Consider the following 16,612-nt stretch of genomic DNA (forward strand, 5'->3'; position numbering starts at 1 on the left):
TCACTCGCCGGCCACCGCGCGGCCGGCCTTGAGCCGCGCGATGGCTTCCTCGCCGAGGCCGGCCTCGCGCAGGATCTCGCTGGTGTGCTGCCCCACCGTGGGCGCCTGGCGGTACACGCGCGTCGGCGTGGCCGAGAAGCGCGCCGTGGGCCGCAGCTGGCGGATCGGTCCTTCGGTCGGATGCTGCGCGTCCTCGAACAGGCCCACGGCCTTCAGGTGCGGATGCGCGGGCAGGTCGTCGAGCGCATAGATCGGCGTGGCCGGGATGTCGAGCTTCTCGCACAGCGCCATCCACTCGGCGGTGGTCTTCAGCGGCGACAGCTCGCGCAGGTGGCCGTAGAGCGCGCGCACCTGCGCGTTGCGCTCCTGCCGGTTGGCGATGCTGTAGCGCTCGGCCAGCTCGGGCTGGCCGACCTCGACGAAGAAGGCCTGCCAGTGGCGTTCCGTGTAGGGCAGCATGCTGATCCAGCCGTCGCGCGTGCGCGCCGGCTTGCGCCCGCCCTCGAGCAGCCGCGGATAGCCTGCCTTCACCGCCGAGCCCTGGAAGGTCATGCCGCCCATGTGCTCGGCCAGCACGAAGGCCGCCATGGTCTCGAGCATCGGCACTTCGACGTACTGGCCCTGCCCGCTGCGCTCGCGGTGCAGCAGCGCCGCCAGCACCGCGTTGCACACCGCGAGGCCGGTGGTCTTGTCGGCGATCAGGCTGGGCGTGTAGTCGGGCTGCTCGCGCCCCACCGAGCCCACGCCCACCAGCCCGCAGGCGGCCTGGATGATGTCGTCGAAGGCCGGCTTGTCGCGGTGCGGGCCGTCCTGGCCGAAGCCGGTGGCGGCGCAATACACCACCTTGGGATTGAGCTTCGCCACCGCCTCGTAGCCGAGCCCGAGGCGCTCGACCGCGGCCACGCGCATGTTGTGCACCACCACGTCCACCTGCGGGATCAGCGCGCGCAGCGCGGCCACGCCCTCGGGCGACTTGAGGTCGACCGCGAGCGAGCGCTTGTTGCGGTTCACGGCCAGGAAGATCGAGCTCATGCCCGGGTGCTGCGAGATGCCGTTGGCGCGCATCATGTCGCCCTCGGGCGGCTCGACCTTGATCACGTCGGCGCCGTAGTCGGCCAGCATCTGGGTGGCCAGCGGGCCGAGCACCACGGCCGTGAGGTCGAGCACGCGGATGCCCTTGAGCGGGCCCGAGGGCGCGTTGGAAGTCGTATCGGTCATAGGGAGAAAGGAAGAGGGATTCAGTTGGGCAGGCCCACGAGATGCCGCGCCATCACCACGCGCTGGATCTGGCCGGTGCCCTCGACGATGTCGAGCGCCTTCACGTCGCGGAACAGCTTCTCGATCAGGTGGTCGCCGCGGCCACCCGCGAGGCCCAGCACCTCCATCGCGAAGCTCGTGGCCTCGAAGGCGGCCGGCGGCGCGAGCGCCTTCGAGGCCGAGGCCTCGAGCATGTTCGGCTGGCGCCGGTCGGCCAGCCAGGCCGCGCGCAGCGCCATCAGCAGCGCGGCCTTGAGCTTGCGGCGCGAGCGCTCGAGCCGGTCGCGCAGCCGCAGGTCGGAGGCCAGGCCCTGGGCCTGCATGAAGGCCGCGGCCTCGTCGAGCGCGGCGCGGCCGATGCCCACCGCCATGCCGGCGATGGCCGGGCGGCCCGCGTTGAAGGTGTTCATCGCGCCCTTGAAGCCGCCCGAGCGCTGCTCGTAGTAGGCCTCGCCGCCGAGCAGGTTGGCCGCGGGCACGCGGCAGCCCGAGAGGAAGAAGGAGGTCGACTCGTAGGCCTTCAGGCCCATCTTCTTCTCGATGCGGAAGTCGCCGAAGCCCGGCGTGCCGCGCTCGACCACGAAGGCGCGGTGGCCCGCGCGGCCCAGCGCCGGATCGATAGTGGCGAACACCACGGTCCATTCGGCGCGGCCCGAGTTGCCCGAGAAGGACTTGGCGCCGTCGAGCACCCAGTGGTCGCCGTCGCGCCGCGCGCGGGTCTTGATGTTGGCCACGTCGGAACCGCCCGAGGGCTCGGTCATCGCGAAGGCACCCCAGATCGGGCGCTGCGGATTCACGAAGGGCGAGAGAAAGCGCTGCTTCTGCTCGGGCGTGCCCATCGAGAGGATCGGCGGCTCGCCCAGGCCCGGGCCCGGCAGCGCGACGCCGATGCCGCGGTCCCAGTAGGCGCCCTCCTCGGCCAGCAGCACCTGGGCCACGGCCGAGCCGGCCTTGTTGGGCGCGGGCGCATCCGCGCCGTCGGGTACCGCGTCAGCCGCGCGCCAGCGCGTGCGGCCGAAGCCCTCGGCCAGCATGCGCACGAAGAAGGGGTCGTCCACCGGCAGCGGTGCGCCCGCGCGGTCGGCGCGCCAGCCCGCGGGCCGCATCTCGTCGCGCCCGAGACGGCGCAGGGTCTGCAGGCGGGCCTGGTCGTCCGCGCTGATCGAAAAATCCATCTCAGGCTCCCTGGGTCGTTGGGTCGGTGGTGGCAAGAAAGTCGATCGGCGCGGCGATCGCGGCCGGCAGCGCGTCGTCGCGCGCGGCATCGGCGCCGCCGAGCAGCAGGCCCAGCGCGCGCAGCTCGCGCAGCTGCTTCTCGACCGGGTAGTCGCGCATGAAGCCCGCGCCGCCGAGGATCTGCACCGCGTTGGCGCCGATGAAGACCGCGTTCTCGATCGCCTCGATCAGCGCCGTGGCCGCGGCCTCGCGCGCGGGCCGGCCGGCATCGAGCCGCCACGCGGCCTCGTGCAGCAACTGGCGCGCGGCATCGACCGCGCTGTGCATGTCGACGATCAGGAAAGCCAGCGCCTGGTGGTGCGCGATCGGCTTGCCGAAGGCGACACGCTCGAGCGCATAGCGGCGCGAATAGTCGGCCGCCGCATGCATCTGGCCGACCAGCAGCGCCGCGAGCTGCACGCGCGCATGGGCCAGCGCGAGCGCGGCGGCCGCGGGGTCGGTCCACGCGGCCTCGACCGGCGCGCGGTCCACGCGCAGCTCGCTCGCGCCCGCGGCGCGCAGGCCGGCACCGGGCAGTTCGGCGAGCGCGATGCCCTGCGTGACCAGGCGCAGCCCGTCGCGGCTCAGCACCGCGAGCAGGTCGACGCGGTCGGTCGGCAGCCAGGCCGCATGGCCGCTCAGCGCATCGCCATCGCTCGTCCATTGGCCGCGCGCATCGAACACCAGCGCCGCGCGCGCATCGGGCCGTGCCAGCAGCGGCTGCAGATGGCGCTGCAGCGCCGCCTCGCCGCCGAAGGCCCGCAGCGCCTGCGCGACCGCGCCGATCGGCTGCAGCGCCAGCGCCGCGCCGGGGCAGCCGGCCGCGAGCCGCTCGGTCACCAGCACCCGCGCAAGCGCGCCGAGGCCGGCACCGCCCGCGGACTCGGGCCAGTCGATGCGATCGAAGCCGATCTGGGCCGCCTCGCGCCGCAGGGCCTCGGGCAGCGCGCGCTGCGCTTCGAAGGCGCGCTGCGAGGGCAGCAACTGTTCGTCGGAGAAACGCTGGGTCGTCTCGGCCACCAGCGCGAGTTCCTCATCGAGTGCGAAATCGATCATGGCGTGCTCCGCGCTCAGTGGCGTCCGAAGACGGGATCGCGGCGCTGCGCCATCGCGGCCACGCCCTCGCGGAAGTCCTGGGTCTGGAAGTGCTGGCGCTGCTCGCCGGCCTCGCGCTCGACCGCGGCGCGCACCGCCTCGACCAGCCCGGCGCGCAGGCTCGCGCGCGTCGATTCGACCGCGATCGGCGCCGAGATCGCGATCTCCTCGGCCAATGCCTGGGCACGCTCGCGCACCTGGTCCTGCGGCGCCAGCTCGTCGACCAGGCCGATGCGCAGCGCCTCGGCGCCATCGATGCGGCGGCCGGTGTAGAGCAGCAGCGCGGCCTGCTGCGCGCCGACCAGGCGCGGCAGCGTGTGGCTCAGCGCGAAGCCCGGGTGGAAGCCCAGGCGCGCGAAGTTGGCGCTGAAGCGCGCCTCGGCGCAGGCGACGCGGAAATCGGCCACCAGCGCAAGGCCCAGCCCGCCACCCACCGCCGGGCCCTGCACCGCCGCGATCACCGGCTTGGTCACGGCGAACAGCCGGATCGCCTGCCGGTAGAGCTCGCCCGGGTCGCGCCGCTCGCCGGCGGCGGGTGTGGGCGACGAGAAATCGGCGCCCGCGCAGAAGGAGCGCCCCTGCGCCGCCAGCACGATGGCGCGGCATGCCGGGTCGGCCTGCAGCGATTCGAAGGCTTCGGCCAGCGCCGAGATCAGCGCGAGGTCGAAGAAGTTGTGGGGCGGCCGGCACATCTCCACCGTGGCCGTGTGGCCGGTGCGGTGGATCGAGAGGTCGGACGGATTCGCTGCGGTGCTCATGGGACTCCTGTCTGGCTGTTCTTTTTCAACGATATAACAGATACATGTTTTTTAAAAGCACATATGTATTATTATTTGGCCAGCCCGAAGCCCGGGCAGGTCGGCGAACGACCGGTTCAGTCACGAACTCAGGAGCAAAAAAGATGGAGACAAGCAGGCGCCGGCTGTTGCTGGCATTGGCGGGTATCGCGGGCGCGGCGGTGGCGGGACCGGCCTTCGCGCAGGGCACGGCCTTCCCGACGCGACCGATCAAGATCGTGGTGCCGTTCACGCCCGGCAGCGGCTCGGACAACTCGGCGCGCTACTTCGGCGACCAGCTCGCCGCGCAGCTCGGCCAGGCGGTGGTGGTCGAGAACAAGCCCGGCGCCAACGGCATCATCGCGCTGCAGCAGGTGAAGAACGCGCCGGCCGACGGCTACATGCTGCTGCTGGCGAGCAACTCGCCGATGGCCGTGAACCCGCTGACCATCAAGGACCTGGGCTACGACTCGGTGAAGGACTACAAGCCGGTGTCGGGCCTGACGCGCGGCATGAACGTGGTGGTGGTCTCGAACGATTCGCCGTTCGCGAGCATCGAGGCGCTGCTGGCCGCCAGCAGGAGCAAGTCGCTCACCGTCGGCACCTACTCCGCGGGCTACCAGCTCGCGGCGGCCTGGCTCGCCAACGTGGCCGGCGGCGACTTCACCAACGTGCCCTACAAGGGACAGGCGCCGATCATGACCGACGTGATCGGCAACCAGCTCGACTTCGCGCTGGTCGACCTCGGCGGCGCGATGCCGCTGATCAAGGGCGGCAAGCTGCGCCCGCTCGCGGTCTCGGGCGAGGCGCGCAACCCCGACCTGCCCAACGTGCCGACGATCCGCGAGAAGGGCTTCAACGAGTACGTGCAGTACAGCTGGGTGTCGTTCTACGTGCGCTCGCAAACGCCCGACGACGTCACCGCGAAACTCGCCGAGGCGCTGCAGAAGACGCTGGCCACCGAGGACGCGCGCGCCTTCGTGCGCAAGTCGGGCGCCGAGCTCATGCCCTATCCGCCCGAGAAGATGCAGCGCTTCCACCTCGAGGAGATCGCGCGCTTCCGCAAGATCGCGGCCATCGCCAACATCAAGCCCGAGTGACCCAGAATGGCGGCATGAACCAAGCTGCCTCCTCGTCCGAAGCCCCCCTCTACAACGCGCCGGCGCTGGTCGCCTATGCCGATGCCCTGCTGCAGAAGTGCGGCCTCGCCGCGCCGATGGCCGCGAGCGTGGCGCGCACGCTGGTCGAGGGCGACCTGCTGGGCCACGACACCCACGGCCTCGCGCTGCTCGCCGGCTATGCGAAGGAGCTCGAGGCGGGCGGCATGGCGCGCGAGGGCGCGCCCGAGGTGCTGTCGGACCGCCCCGCCGCCGTGCTGTGGGACGGCCGGCGCCTGCCCGGCCCCTGGCTCATGGAACAGGGCCTCGACCTGCTGGTCCCGCGCGCCCGCGAACTCGGCACCGCCTCGCTGGTGATCCGCCGCAGCCACCACATCGCCTGCCTCGCGGTCTACATGCTGCGCGCGCTGCAGGAGGACATGCTGATGCTGCTGGCCTGCTCCGACCCCAACACCGCGAGCGTCGCGCCCTTCGGCGGCACGCAGGCGGTGTTCACGCCCAACCCGCTGGCGCTGGGCTTCGGGCTCTCGCAGGGCGGCGTGATGGTCGACATCTCGGCCTCGATCACCACCAACGGCATGAGCAACCGCAAGCGCGCGGCCGGCGAGACATTCGCCGAGCAGTGGCTGATCGATGCGCAGGGCCGGCCCTCGAACGACCCGCAGGTGCTGTTCGACAGCCCGCCCGGCACCCTGCTGCCGGTGGGCGGCCTGAGCCATGGCCACAAGGGCTACGGCATGGCGCTGCTGGTGGAGGCGCTGACCGGCGGCCTCGCGGGCCATGGCCGCGCCGACCCGCCCGAGGGCTGGGGCGCGACCGTGCACGTCACGCTGCACGACCTGCATGCCTTCGGCGGCAAGGCGGCCTTCCTGCGGCAGATGGACGAGGTCGCCGAACGCTGCCGCGGAAATGCGCCCATCGACCCGGCGAAGCCGGTGCGGCTGCCGGGCGAAGGCGGGTTGAAGCGTCGGGAGGCGCAATCGAGGGACGGGGTGCGGCTGCACCCGTCGATCGCGCGTTCGCTCCAGGAAGTGGAGCAGCGGCACGGCCTGCGGCTGGCGCAGGCGCTGGCCTGATCAGTTGTCCTGGTCGTCGCCGTCCTCGTCGGACGGGGCGGCCTCGCCCGCGGGCCGCGGCTTGCGCGTCGCGGGCCGCGCGAGGATCTCGAGGTAGAACTGCTTGCCGCCCTCGGCCACCACGTGGTCGATGCTGGCGGTGATGGCCGACAGGTGGATGGTCTGGGCGTTGTCGGCGCTGCTGCCGAAGCGGCAATCGAAGTCCCAGTAGTCGGCGCCGGCCGGCAGTGCATGGCCTCGCTCGCGCTTGATGTACTTGCGGATTTCGTGCTTGGTGGCTTCGAGGAGGCGGTCGGGGTGCTTGCCCTCGACCTGAAGCTGGAAGGTTTTTCTCATGGGTGATGGTAACCAATGCCCCGCCGCGCCACTGTGTACAGTCGGCGGCTCAACGGAAAGCAGGTGAAAGACATGGCGCGCGCGAACGACTGGGCAAGCAAGGTGATGGCATTGATCAACGGCGGCAATCCCACCGCGGCCATCGCGCAGATCAAGGTCGCGCCCTCGGTCAAGGACCTGAAGGCGCTGCAGACCATCATGACGCTCTCGAAGATGAAAGGCCGCTATCCGAACGTGGATGCGGCCATCGCGGACAACCTGGCGCTGCTCGCGGCGCCCCGGCTGCACCGCGCGCCCTGACGGCCGGCCTTACAGCGCCTGGCCGAGGCGCTTGACGCCCTCTTCGATCTTCGCCACGTCGGCGGTCGCGAAGCTCAGGCGCAGGGTCGCCACGTCGGGGTTCTCGGCATAGAACGGCGCGCCGGGCACGAAGGCAACCAGCTTCTCGATCGCGCGCTTGGCCAGTTCGTTGGCATTGGCCAGCTTGCCGTTGGCGCCCGTGAGGCGGGCCCAGAAGAACAGGCCGCCATTGGGCTGGGTGAAGCTCACCGCGTCGCCGAGTTCGCGCTGCAGCGCCTGGCCCATGGCCTTGGCGCGCTGGCCGTAGACCTCGCGCACATGCGCCAGCGTGGCCGGCATGCGGCCGCTCTTGAGGTACTGGGCCGCGGTTGCCTGCGAGAAGGTGCTGGTGTGGGCGTCGCTGAACTGCTTGCACATGGTGGCCTTGGCCAGCAGTTCGGCCGGGGCGATCATCCAGCCGATGCGCAGGCCCGGGCTCAGCACCTTGCTGAGGCTGCCGCAGTGCGCGAGCAATTCGCGGCTGCCGGGCACGTCCTTGCTCAGGGCCATGATCGAGGGCGGCGGCGCCTCGCCGAAGTACAGGTCGCCATAGGGATCGTCCTCGACGATCAGCGTCTGGTACTTCACGGCCAGCTCGAGCACCTTCTTGCGGCGCTCCAGGCTCAGCATCGCGCCGCTGGGGTTGCCGAAGGTGGGGATCAGGTAGACGAACTTGGGCTTGTGCTCGGCGATCAGCTTCTCGAGCTCGTCGGTCTTGACGCCGTTGGCGTCGATCGGCGCGCTGATGAGCTGGGCGCCGTAGAGACGGAAGCACTGGATGGTGGCCAGGAAGGTCGGGCCCTCGACGATCACCTTGTCGCCGGGCGAGATCATGGTCTTGCCCAGCAGATCGAGCGCCTGCTGGCTGCCGGTGGTGACGATCAGGCCGCTGGGATCGACCTCGACGCCCTTGGTCTTCATGAAGGCGCTGAGCTGCGCGCGCAGCGGCTCGTAGCCTTCGGTGGCGCCGTACTGCAGCGCGCCGCCCGCCTCCTCGGTGAGTGCCTTCTGGCTCGCCTCCTTAAGGCCCTCGACGTCGAACATCGCGCTGTCGGGGAAGCCGCCCGCGAAGCTGATGATGCCGGGCTTGCCCAGCAGCTTGAAGAGTTCGCGGATGGCGGAGGTTTCGACGTTGTCGAGGCGGGAGGCGAATTGCATGGTCAGTCTCACTTTCTGGCCGCCATTGTGGCGAAAGCCGCGGGAAATTAAGTTGCGTAGGTCATTCCCGTTTCAGCGATATATTGCGCCTGCCTTTGTCCCGCCCCATGAAAAAAGAAAACATCGCGCCCTTCTTCGCCATCCTGCAGGCCGCCAACCCCACGCCCGAGACCGAACTCGAATACGACACGCCCTTCGAGCTGCTGGCCGCCGTGCTGCTGTCTGCGCAGGCCACCGACGTGGGCGTGAACAAGGCGACGCGCAAGCTGTTCCCCGTGGCCAACACGCCGCAGGCGATCCTCGACCTCGGCGTCGAGGGCCTCGAGGGCTACATCAAGACCATCGGCCTGTACCGCAGCAAGGCCAAGCACCTGATCGAGGCCTGCCGCATGCTGGTCGAGCAGCACGGCGGCGAGGTGCCGCGCACGCGCGCCGAGCTCGAGGCCCTGCCCGGCGTGGGCCGCAAGACCGCCAACGTGGTGCTCAACGTGGCTTTCGGCGAAGCCACGATCGCGGTCGACACCCACATCTTCCGCGTCGGCAACCGCACCGGGCTGGCGCCGGGCAAGACGCCGCTCGAGGTCGAGCTCAAGCTCGAGAAGCGCGTGCCGGTCGAATACCGGCTGCATGCGCACCACTGGCTGATCCTGCACGGGCGCTACGTCTGCGTGGCGCGCACGCCGCGCTGCTGGGACTGCGCGGTGTCGACCTACTGCGACTACAAGCCGAAGACGCCCGCGCCCAAGCGCTGAAGCCGCATCAGGCCGGCCGAAGCTCGACCACCTGCCAGCCGCCGAAGGGCAGCGGCGTCGACGGCCACTCGGTGGCATCGCGCGGACAGCGCGTGCCCGCGTGCAGCAGCGACACGGCGCGCAGCACGCCCGCATGCGCGACCCACAGCGCATCGCCCTGCCCGGCTTGCCATTCGTCGTAGGCGCCGGCCACGCGCGCCATGAAGGAACGCACGCTCTCGCCATGCGCGCCGGCGCGGGTGTCGGCGAAGTCGGCGGTCCAGGCATCGAGCTCGGCGCGCGCGATGGCCGACCAGGACTGGCCTTCCCAGGCGCCGAAGTCCATCTCGGCGATGCGCGCATCGTGCTTCACGGCGAGGTCGGGCCGCAGCTTGGCGATCGCGCCGGCCAGCGTGGCACAGCGCCGCAGCGGGGACGACAGCACGGCGAGCCCCGGCGGCAGTTCCCGCGCGATGCGCTCGGCCGCCTCGCGCGTGGCCTCGGCCTCGGCCTCGAGGTCGCTCGCGCCGTAGCACAGCCCCGCCTCGGCGATCACCGGCGCATGCCGCAGCAGCCAGAGCCTGCGCATGCTCATGCCCGCCACGCCAGCGCGAGATAGATCGCGATCTCGCAGACCTGCTGCGTGGCGCCGAGCCCATCGCCCGTGAAGCCCTGCAGCCGACGTCGAAAGAGCCGCGCCATCCACAGCGCCGCCAGCGCCGCCGCGAGCAGCGCCGCCAGCGCATGCACCGCGCCGTGCGACAACGCCAGCAGCGCCAGCGCGGGCAGCGTCCACAGCACGCCGATCGCCAGCGCACCGCCGCCGATCGCATCGGCCAGCGGCTTGGCCTTGCTCGCGCCGCTGTCGCCCACATAGGGCAGCCAGCGGATCAAACCGAGCGGCGCGAGCCTCGACAGCACGTGCGCGCCGACGATGGCCGCGGCCACCGCATGCAGCCCGCCGCCGGCCAGCACCGCGATCAGCGCGCACTTGAGGCCCAGCGCCAGCACCAGCGCGATCGCGCCGAAGGCACCGATGCGCGAGTCCTTCATGATCTCGAGCGCCCGCGCCCGGTCGGCCGAACCGCCCAGGCCGTCGGCCACGTCGGCCAGCCCGTCCTCGTGGAAGGCACCGGTCAGCATCACGGTCGCGACCGTGCTCAGCACCGCCGCCGCGAACGCGCCCGCCAGGCCCGGCAGCCCCATCGCCACGCCCACGAACACCAGCGCCGCCACGCCGCCGGCCAGCCAGCCGATGCCCGGCAGGTGCGCCGCGCTCGCGCGCAGCATCTGCGGGCTGTAACCGACCCAGGCCGCGAGCCGGCCCGTGACCGGCACGCGGGTGAAGAACTGCAGCGCGAGCAGGAAGTGCCGCAGGCCGCTCATCGATCTCAGGCGTCCTTGCGCGAGACGCCGGCCGATTCGAAGCTCGCCATCTCGCGCACGATGCGGCAGGCCGATTCGAGCAGCGGCCAGGCCAGCGCGCCGCCCGAGCCCTCGCCCAGGCGCAGGCCCAGGTTCAGCAGCGGCTCGAGCCGCAGCCGCTCGAGCAGCAGCGCATGGCCCGGCTCGGCCGAGACGTGGGCCGCCACGCAGCGCTGCGCCACGTGCGGTCGCAATGCCTGCGCCACCAGCACGGCAGCGCTCGCGATGAAGCCGTCGAGCACGATCACGCGCCGTTCCTCGGCCGCCTGCAGCACCGCGCCGACCAGGGTCGCGATCTCGAAGCCGCCGAGCGCGGCCAGCGCGTCGAGCGGCGCGGTGGCATCCGCATGCAGCGCCAGCACCTCGCGCAGCACGGCGCGCTTGCGCGCCAGCCCGTCGGCGTCGAGCCCGGTGCCGGCGCCGGTGCAGCGGTCGATGTCGATGTCGGCCAGGCGCGCCAGCAGCAGCGCGGCGGCCGAGCTGTTGCCGATGCCCATCTCGCCGAGCAGCAGCGCATTGCCCGGCAGCGCGCGCACGATCTCGCGGCCATTGGCGATGGCCTGCGCGCATTGCGCGGCGCTCATCGCCGGACCGGCCGAGGCGTCGGCGGTGCCCGCCGCGATGCGCCGCTGCACCAGGCCGGGCCGCGGCTGGAAGTCGCGCCGCACGCCGCAGTCGGCCACGGTCAGCGCCAGGCCGTGCTGGCGCGCGAGCACGCTGACGGCGGCACCGCCGGCCAGGAAGTTCTCGACCATCTGCCAGGTCACGTCGCTCGGATAGGCCGAGACGCCGCGCGCCGCCAGCCCATGGTCGGCCGCGCAGACCAGCATCTGCGGCGCCTCGAGTGCCGGCGACTCGGTGCCGAGGATGGTGCCCAGGCGCAGCGCCAGCGCCTCGAGCCGGCCGAGCGCGCCCTGCGGCTTGGTCTTGTTGTCGAGCACGGCCTGCAGCCGGGCCGCGAGCGCGGCGTCGGCGATGTCGGGCACCGCGGGAAGAAGGTCGTCGTGGGTCATGCGATCAGGCCGGCGAGCACGCCGGCGTCGAAGTGGTTGTCGATGAAGTCGGCCAGGCCGTCGAAGGTGGCGTCGAGCGTGGGCGCCGCGACGCCGAACAGCGCCTGCAGCGCCGCGGGGTCCTCGAACAGCCCGTGCAGATAGAGGCCGAGCACGTTGCCGCGCGCGTTCTGCCAGGCCAGCCCTTCGGGCATCACCGCGCCGCCGTCGCCGGCCATCTGCGGATGGGCCGCGGTCTGGCCGTGGTGGATCTCGTAGCCGGCCACCGCCACGTTCGACAGCGCGGCCCATGCACCGGCCAGCGTGCCGAAGGCGGCCTCGCGGCGGCGCACGGTCTTGTCGCGCTCGAACACCGTCACCAGCGGCAGCAGGCCCAGGCCGGGCGCGTTGCCGTCGATGCCATGCGGATCGACCAGCGCCTCGCCGAGCATCTGCAGACCGCCGCAGACGCCGAGCACCGCGCCGCCGCGCGCCGCGTGCTCGGCCACCGCGCGGTCGAGCCCCTGCGCGCGCAGCCAGGCCAGGTCGCCGCTGGTGTGCTTGGAGCCGGGCAGCACGATCCAGTCGGCGCCCGCCACGTCGGCCGGCGCGCGGGCCCAGACCAGGCGCACGCCGGGCACGTTCTTCAGCGGCTGGAATTCGTCGAGGTTGCTGATGCGCGGATAGGCGATCACGGCGACGGTGCGCGTCACCGCGCCTGAGGACCGGCTGCGGTCGTCGAACACGCCGTCCTCCTCGGGCAGGCCGTGCTGCCACCACATCGGCAGGGTCGCGACCACGGGCACGCCGGTCATCTCGCGCAGTTGCTCGGGCGCGGGCGCGAGCAGCGAGGCATCGCCCCGGAACTTGTTGAGCACGAAACCCGCGAGCAGCGCGCGGTCGGCCTCGGGCAGCAGCGCCCAGGTGCCGTAGAGATGGGCGAAGGCGCCGCCGCGGTCGATGTCGGTGGCCAGCAGGCAGCGCGCCCGGGCATGGCGCGCGATGCGCAGGTTGACGATGTCGCTGGCCATCAGGTTGATCTCGGCCGGCGAGCCGGCACCCTCGATCACGACCACGTCGTTCTCGGCGCGCAGCTCGTCGAGCGCGCGCGCGAGCTGCGGCCACACGCGCTCGCTGCGTCCGCGCCACGGCAGCGCCGACAGGGTCTCGTCGACCTGCCCCATCAGCACCACCTGGCTGTGGGTGTCGCGCTCGGGCTTGAGCAGCAGCGGGTTCATGCGCACCTCGGGCCGCGCCCGGGCCGCGAGCGCCTGGAAGTACTGAGCGCTGCCGATCTCGCCGCCCTCGACCACACGCGCGTTGTTGCTCATGTTCTGCGCCTTGTAGGGCGCCACCTTGAGGCCCTGGCGCGCGTACCAGCGGCACAGCGCGGTCGCGATCCAGCTCTTGCCGGCCCCGCTGGTCGTGCCCAGCACCATCACGCAACGCGCCCCGCCGGTGTGCTCTCGCGCGCTCGCCGGCGCCGCCGCTGCCTGGAAATTCATGGCGGGATTGTCGTTGAGCGCGCGCGGGTGCCCGAAACGCAACGCCGGAATGCGGCTTCCGTCACGCAACCGGCCCGGTGAACCCACGGGCTGCATCCGGTTCGGCGAATCCTCCGTATACAGGGCTTCCCCGTCACAGCGCCCCGCGACCCCGCCCCATGCCCGCCCTCAACGACCTGGCCCTCACCGTCGAAGAACCCGAACCGGACCGTTTCCACTGGGTCCTGCTCAAGGCGCTGGACAGCGGCGAGGCCGAGGTGCTCGACTACCGCGTCTACCGCCGTGCCGCGCGCGCCGAGGCCAGCTATTCGAATGCGCTGGTGATGGGCGTGGCGGAGCTGCAGAGGATCAGCGCCGCGCGGCCGTCCGATCCCGACGCCTGAATGCGCGCGTTCAGGGCGCGAAGCCCGAGCGCCGCACCACCGGCTCCCACTGCTGCCGGTAAGCCTTGAGCATCTGCACCGTCTCGGCGTTGCTGCTGACCACCGGCGTGATGTAGAGCGCATCGGCCGCCTTCTGCAACCCCGGGTCCTGCATCACCTCGCGGATCTTCGCGGCCAGCAGCTGCACCTTGGCCGGCGGCATGCTGCTCGGCGCGAAGAAGGTGTTCCAGCCGTCGGCATCGATCTTCATGCCGGCCTCGCGGAAGGTCGGCAGCGAGGGCGCGAAGCTCGCGCGCTTCTTGCCCGACACGGCCAGGATGCGGATCTTGCCAGCCACGTGCTGCGCATAGAGCGAGTCCAGCGTGTCGATGGCGATCGGCAGCGAGCCGCCGGTCAGGTCGGCCGCCAGCGGCGCCGAGCCGCCGTAACCCTTGATCTGCGGCTGCACGCTCAGCGCATCGCCGACCATCAGGCCGAAGAAGTGCGGCAGGCTGCCGGTGGCTGGCACGCCGAAGACCGCCTCCTCGGGATGGGCCCAGAGCCGGCCCACGAGGAACATGGCGCGGTCGAGCTGCAGCTTCTGCCCCACGGCCAGCGCGAAGTCGTAGCTGCTGACCTGGGTGACGGGCACGAAGTCCTTGTCGGGGTCGTAGCCCGCGTCCTTGATCACCAGCGGCGCCACCACCATCACGGCGGGATTGCCGAGCATCAGCACGTTCTCGGTCGCGGCCGCGCGGCGCAGCTGCTTGGCCGCGAGCCGGCCGCCCTCGCCCGCGCGGTTCTCGACCGTGACGGCCACGCCGAGCTTGGGGCCGAGCCGCTCGGCGATCAGGCGCGCGATGCGGTCGGTGCTGCCGCCGGGCGCGTAGCCCACGACCAGCGTGAGCGGGCTCTCGAGGTTCTGCGCCTGCGCGGGCGCCAGGATGCCGCCGATCGCGAGCGCGAGGCAGCAGGCGGCGAGTCGTCGCCGGGAGGGAAAAAAGGGCACGGGGGATCTCCTCTCGCCAGCGGCTGGTGGCCGGCTTTTGTTACGCTGTTTATATGCAGGTAACAAATAGTTGATCTAATCCATCATCGGGCGCCGCGGCGGCGCCGCCACACACCCGCACCCTTCGTGAGTTCTTCCCCTCCTGCCTTTCCCGACGCGGCCGCGCTGCTCGCGCCCCGCTGCCTCGACGACCTGCTGCTCTACCGGCTCGCGCGCGCCGCGCGCACCGGCGGCGGCATGGCCACGCGCCTGGTCGAGGGCGGTTTCGGCATCACGCGCCGCGAATGGGGCATGGTCGCGATGCTCGCGCAGACCGGCGAGATCACGCCCTCGGCGCTGTCGGACTGCCTGAGCCTGGACCGCGTGCGCACCTCGCGCGGGCTGCGCAGCCTGGTCGAGAAGCAGCTGGTGGAACGGCGCCGCGACGACGAGGACCGGCGCGAGGTCCATGTGCGGCTGAGCGCCGCGGGGCTGCAGCTGTTCGACGAGCTGTTCCCGCGCATCGCCGAGCTCAACACCGGGCTGCTCGACGGCCTGCCGGCCGGGCATGTCGAGATCTTCCTGCAATGCCTGCGGCGGCTCGAGCAGCGCGGCAGCGCGCTGAGCGCGCAGGGCGTGGTGCCCGAGAAGGCCGACCGCCGTTCGGGCGGCACGCGCCACCGCTGGCCGAAGCGGGGCGCGTGAGGACGACGCGAAGCGCGCTCAGCTTTGCGGGCCGCGCGGTGCGCTGTCGCCCGAGGCCACCGCGCCCGGCACGTCCCAGCCGCCGCCGATCGCGCGGATCAGCCCCACGGCCGCCTGGTACTGCGCCGACTTCACCTGCAGCGCCTGGCGCCGGTTGCGCAGCTCGCTGCGGCGCGCGTCGAGCAGGTCGAGCTGGCTGATGTAGCCGTTGCGGTAGCGCGTGTCCGACAGGCTGGTCGCGCGCGCGGCCGAGGCCACGGCCGTGGCCTGCACGCCCGACTGCTCCTGCAGGATGCGGATCGACGCCAGCTGGTCCTCGACCTCCTGGAAGGCCACCAGCACCTGGTTGCGGTAGCTCGCCAGCGCGCCGTCGAGCTGCGCGTTGGCGCTCTGCAGCCCGGCCTCGCGGCGGCCGCCGTCGAAGATCGGCAGCGACAGCAGCGCGCCCACGCCCCACGAGCGGGCCGACCACTTGAACAGGTCGCCGACCTCGGGCGAGGCATAGCCGGCGGCGCCGGTCAGCGAGATGTCGGGGAACCACGCGGCCTGCGCCACGCCCACGCGCGACTGGGCCGCGAACACCGCGTTCTGCGCGGCCGACACGTCGGGCCGGCGCGTCAGCACCGTGGCCGGCACGCCGGGCGGGATCGCCGGCAGCGCGGTGGTCCAGTCGGCCGGCCGCACGCCGAAGCTCGAGGCCGAATCGCCCACCAGCACCGCGAGCGCATGCTCGACCTGGGCCCGCTGGCGATCGATCGCCAGTGCATCCGACTCGGTCGACGAGACCTCGGTCTGCACGCGCGCCACGTCGAGCTCGGCGATGTCGCCGGCCTGCTGGCGGCGCTGCGACAGGCGCAGCGTGTCGCGGTAGGCCTCGACCTGCTCGCGCACCAGCACGCGCTCGGCATCGAGGGCACGCAGCGTGAGGTAGGTCTGCGCCACCTCGGCCTGCACCGCCAGCCGCGTGCTCTGCAGCAGCGCCTCGCGGCCGGCCGCGTCGAGCCGCGCCGCGTCGCTGGCGCGCGAGAGGCGGCCGAACAGGTCGAGCTCGTACGAGAAGGTGGCGCCGGCATTGGTCATGGTGGCCGGCGAGGTGCTGGCCGTGGCCTTGTCGAGCCCGGCGCCGCGGTTGGCGCCGGCGCTCAGGCCCACCTGCGGCAGCCGGTCGGCGTTGACGCTGCGCGCGATGGCGCGGGCCTCGGCCAGCCGCGCCGCTGCGCCCTGGATGTTGTTGTTGCTGACCTCGGCCTTGGCGATGAGCTCGTTCAGGACCGGATCGTTGAAGGCCTGCCACCAGGCACAGCGCGCGGCGCCCTCGGAAGGCACGGCGCGGGTCCAGCCGGCGGGCGGCGTGGCGCCCTGCTCCTTGAACTGGGCCGCGGCCGGGGTCTCGGGCAGGCCCGAGGGCACGCTCGCGCAGCCGGCCAGGGCCAGCGCCGCCACCAGGGGCAGCACGGCCGCGCGCAGCGGCGCCGAGAGGGATGAGAGCTTGAAGTTCATGATCGACCTTCCTTCTTGTTCTGTGGTTCGTTCG

At 72.0% G+C, this 16,612-nt stretch carries 18 protein-coding genes; 6 read left to right on the forward strand and 12 right to left on the reverse strand.

Features of this window, described 5'->3' with window-relative positions; translation table 11 throughout:
* The 4 genes from AC1HIL_RS21660 to AC1HIL_RS21675 are packed head-to-tail and all read right to left on the reverse strand — an operon-like array spanning nt 1 to nt 4,325.
* The gene (locus AC1HIL_RS21660) at nt 1-1,218 is read right to left on the reverse strand and encodes a CaiB/BaiF CoA transferase family protein (protein WP_057591636.1); all 1,218 of its coding nucleotides are present in this window, start codon (nt 1,216-1,218) and stop codon (nt 1-3) included.
* Nucleotides 1,219-1,238: 20 nt separating this feature from the next.
* Complete coding sequence (locus AC1HIL_RS21665) at nt 1,239-2,432, reverse strand: acyl-CoA dehydrogenase family protein (protein WP_479669977.1); 1,194 nt, start codon at nt 2,430-2,432, stop codon at nt 1,239-1,241.
* 1 nt (nt 2,433) lies between these two features.
* Complete coding sequence (locus AC1HIL_RS21670) at nt 2,434-3,528, reverse strand: acyl-CoA dehydrogenase family protein (protein WP_479669978.1); 1,095 nt, start codon at nt 3,526-3,528, stop codon at nt 2,434-2,436.
* A 14-nt stretch (nt 3,529-3,542) separates the two neighbouring features.
* Complete coding sequence (locus AC1HIL_RS21675) at nt 3,543-4,325, reverse strand: enoyl-CoA hydratase/isomerase family protein (RefSeq protein WP_057591633.1); 783 nt, start codon at nt 4,323-4,325, stop codon at nt 3,543-3,545.
* Between the two features lie 143 nt (nt 4,326-4,468).
* Here AC1HIL_RS21675 and AC1HIL_RS21680 point away from each other — a divergent pair, with 143 nt between their 5' ends.
* Both AC1HIL_RS21680 and AC1HIL_RS21685 read left to right on the forward strand, forming a co-directional pair.
* Nucleotides 4,469-5,443: a tripartite tricarboxylate transporter substrate binding protein gene (locus AC1HIL_RS21680; protein WP_479669979.1), complete on the forward strand. Its 975-nt coding sequence runs from the start codon at nt 4,469-4,471 to the stop codon at nt 5,441-5,443.
* Between the two features lie 14 nt (nt 5,444-5,457).
* Entirely contained in the window at nt 5,458-6,537 is a 1,080-nt protein-coding gene (locus tag AC1HIL_RS21685; RefSeq protein WP_479669980.1) for an Ldh family oxidoreductase, read from the forward strand.
* Here the strand turns inward: AC1HIL_RS21685 and AC1HIL_RS21690 are convergent, their stop codons facing one another.
* On the reverse strand, nt 6,538-6,873 hold the full coding sequence (locus AC1HIL_RS21690) for a DUF6172 family protein (RefSeq protein WP_479669981.1): 336 nt from the start codon (nt 6,871-6,873) through the stop codon (nt 6,538-6,540).
* Nucleotides 6,874-6,945: 72 nt separating this feature from the next.
* On the opposite strand from AC1HIL_RS21690, the gene AC1HIL_RS21695 reads away from it, so the two are divergent.
* Nucleotides 6,946-7,173 (forward strand): hypothetical protein, encoded by a 228-nt coding sequence (locus tag AC1HIL_RS21695; protein WP_057591683.1) that lies wholly within the window; start codon nt 6,946-6,948, stop codon nt 7,171-7,173.
* Between the two features lie 9 nt (nt 7,174-7,182).
* On the opposite strand, the gene AC1HIL_RS21700 is transcribed toward AC1HIL_RS21695, so the two are convergent.
* Nucleotides 7,183-8,370: an aminotransferase-like domain-containing protein gene (locus tag AC1HIL_RS21700; RefSeq protein ID WP_208510862.1), complete on the reverse strand. Its 1,188-nt coding sequence runs from the start codon at nt 8,368-8,370 to the stop codon at nt 7,183-7,185.
* A 107-nt stretch (nt 8,371-8,477) separates the two neighbouring features.
* On the opposite strand from AC1HIL_RS21700, the gene nth reads away from it, so the two are divergent.
* A complete protein-coding gene (nth, locus tag AC1HIL_RS21705; RefSeq protein ID WP_057591628.1) occupies nt 8,478-9,122 on the forward strand; it encodes an endonuclease III in 645 nt (214 codons plus the stop codon).
* Nucleotides 9,123-9,129: 7 nt separating this feature from the next.
* Here nth and AC1HIL_RS21710 read toward each other — a convergent pair whose 3' ends face one another.
* From AC1HIL_RS21710 to AC1HIL_RS21725, 4 genes are read right to left on the reverse strand one after another with little or no spacing between them, the layout of a single operon-like run.
* Nucleotides 9,130-9,696 (reverse strand): histidine phosphatase family protein, encoded by a 567-nt coding sequence (locus AC1HIL_RS21710; RefSeq protein ID WP_479669982.1) that lies wholly within the window; start codon nt 9,694-9,696, stop codon nt 9,130-9,132.
* Nucleotides 9,693-10,487, reverse strand: a complete 795-nt coding sequence (locus AC1HIL_RS21715) for an adenosylcobinamide-GDP ribazoletransferase (RefSeq protein ID WP_479669983.1) — start codon at nt 10,485-10,487, stop codon at nt 9,693-9,695. The genes AC1HIL_RS21710 and AC1HIL_RS21715 overlap by 4 nt, the downstream gene beginning before the upstream one ends.
* Before the next feature lie 5 nt (nt 10,488-10,492).
* A complete protein-coding gene (gene cobT / locus AC1HIL_RS21720) occupies nt 10,493-11,539 on the reverse strand; it encodes a nicotinate-nucleotide--dimethylbenzimidazole phosphoribosyltransferase (protein WP_479669984.1) in 1,047 nt (348 codons plus the stop codon).
* A complete protein-coding gene (locus AC1HIL_RS21725) occupies nt 11,536-13,023 on the reverse strand; it encodes a cobyric acid synthase (RefSeq protein WP_296776655.1) in 1,488 nt (495 codons plus the stop codon). Before AC1HIL_RS21725 ends, cobT begins: the two co-directional genes overlap by 4 nt.
* A gap of 158 nt (nt 13,024-13,181) precedes the next feature.
* Here AC1HIL_RS21725 and AC1HIL_RS21730 point away from each other — a divergent pair, with 158 nt between their 5' ends.
* The gene (locus AC1HIL_RS21730) at nt 13,182-13,406 is read left to right on the forward strand and encodes a hypothetical protein (protein ID WP_422096811.1); all 225 of its coding nucleotides are present in this window, start codon (nt 13,182-13,184) and stop codon (nt 13,404-13,406) included.
* A gap of 10 nt (nt 13,407-13,416) precedes the next feature.
* Here the strand turns inward: AC1HIL_RS21730 and AC1HIL_RS21735 are convergent, their stop codons facing one another.
* A complete protein-coding gene (locus AC1HIL_RS21735) occupies nt 13,417-14,394 on the reverse strand; it encodes a tripartite tricarboxylate transporter substrate-binding protein (protein ID WP_057591624.1) in 978 nt (325 codons plus the stop codon).
* A gap of 126 nt (nt 14,395-14,520) precedes the next feature.
* Here AC1HIL_RS21735 and AC1HIL_RS21740 point away from each other — a divergent pair, with 126 nt between their 5' ends.
* Nucleotides 14,521-15,078: a MarR family winged helix-turn-helix transcriptional regulator gene (locus AC1HIL_RS21740; protein WP_057591623.1), complete on the forward strand. Its 558-nt coding sequence runs from the start codon at nt 14,521-14,523 to the stop codon at nt 15,076-15,078.
* Between the two features lie 18 nt (nt 15,079-15,096).
* Here the strand turns inward: AC1HIL_RS21740 and AC1HIL_RS21745 are convergent, their stop codons facing one another.
* On the reverse strand, nt 15,097-16,578 hold the full coding sequence (locus tag AC1HIL_RS21745; RefSeq protein ID WP_479669985.1) for an efflux transporter outer membrane subunit: 1,482 nt from the start codon (nt 16,576-16,578) through the stop codon (nt 15,097-15,099).
* Between the last annotated feature and the right edge of the window lie 34 nt (nt 16,579-16,612).

It is taken from the genome of Variovorax sp. ISS6 (assembly GCF_056523145.1).

Coding starts and splice junctions, on each gene's coding strand:
- AC1HIL_RS21660 (WP_057591636.1), bottom strand. CDS start 1,218: ATGACCGATACGACTTCCAACGCGCCCTCGGGCCCGCTCAAGGGCATC.
- AC1HIL_RS21665 (WP_479669977.1), bottom strand. CDS start 2,432: ATGGATTTTTCGATCAGCGCGGACGACCAGGCCCGCCTGCAGACCCTG.
- AC1HIL_RS21670 (WP_479669978.1), bottom strand. CDS start 3,528: ATGATCGATTTCGCACTCGATGAGGAACTCGCGCTGGTGGCCGAGACG.
- AC1HIL_RS21675 (WP_057591633.1), bottom strand. CDS start 4,325: ATGAGCACCGCAGCGAATCCGTCCGACCTCTCGATCCACCGCACCGGC.
- AC1HIL_RS21680 (WP_479669979.1), top strand. CDS start 4,469: ATGGAGACAAGCAGGCGCCGGCTGTTGCTGGCATTGGCGGGTATCGCG.
- AC1HIL_RS21685 (WP_479669980.1), top strand. CDS start 5,458: ATGAACCAAGCTGCCTCCTCGTCCGAAGCCCCCCTCTACAACGCGCCG.
- AC1HIL_RS21690 (WP_479669981.1), bottom strand. CDS start 6,873: ATGAGAAAAACCTTCCAGCTTCAGGTCGAGGGCAAGCACCCCGACCGC.
- AC1HIL_RS21695 (WP_057591683.1), top strand. CDS start 6,946: ATGGCGCGCGCGAACGACTGGGCAAGCAAGGTGATGGCATTGATCAAC.
- AC1HIL_RS21700 (WP_208510862.1), bottom strand. CDS start 8,370: ATGCAATTCGCCTCCCGCCTCGACAACGTCGAAACCTCCGCCATCCGC.
- nth (WP_057591628.1), top strand. CDS start 8,478: ATGAAAAAAGAAAACATCGCGCCCTTCTTCGCCATCCTGCAGGCCGCC.
- AC1HIL_RS21710 (WP_479669982.1), bottom strand. CDS start 9,696: ATGAGCATGCGCAGGCTCTGGCTGCTGCGGCATGCGCCGGTGATCGCC.
- AC1HIL_RS21715 (WP_479669983.1), bottom strand. CDS start 10,487: ATGAGCGGCCTGCGGCACTTCCTGCTCGCGCTGCAGTTCTTCACCCGC.
- cobT (WP_479669984.1), bottom strand. CDS start 11,539: ATGACCCACGACGACCTTCTTCCCGCGGTGCCCGACATCGCCGACGCC.
- AC1HIL_RS21725 (WP_296776655.1), bottom strand. CDS start 13,023: ATGAATTTCCAGGCAGCGGCGGCGCCGGCGAGCGCGCGAGAGCACACC.
- AC1HIL_RS21730 (WP_422096811.1), top strand. CDS start 13,182: ATGCCCGCCCTCAACGACCTGGCCCTCACCGTCGAAGAACCCGAACCG.
- AC1HIL_RS21745 (WP_479669985.1), bottom strand. CDS start 16,578: ATGAACTTCAAGCTCTCATCCCTCTCGGCGCCGCTGCGCGCGGCCGTG.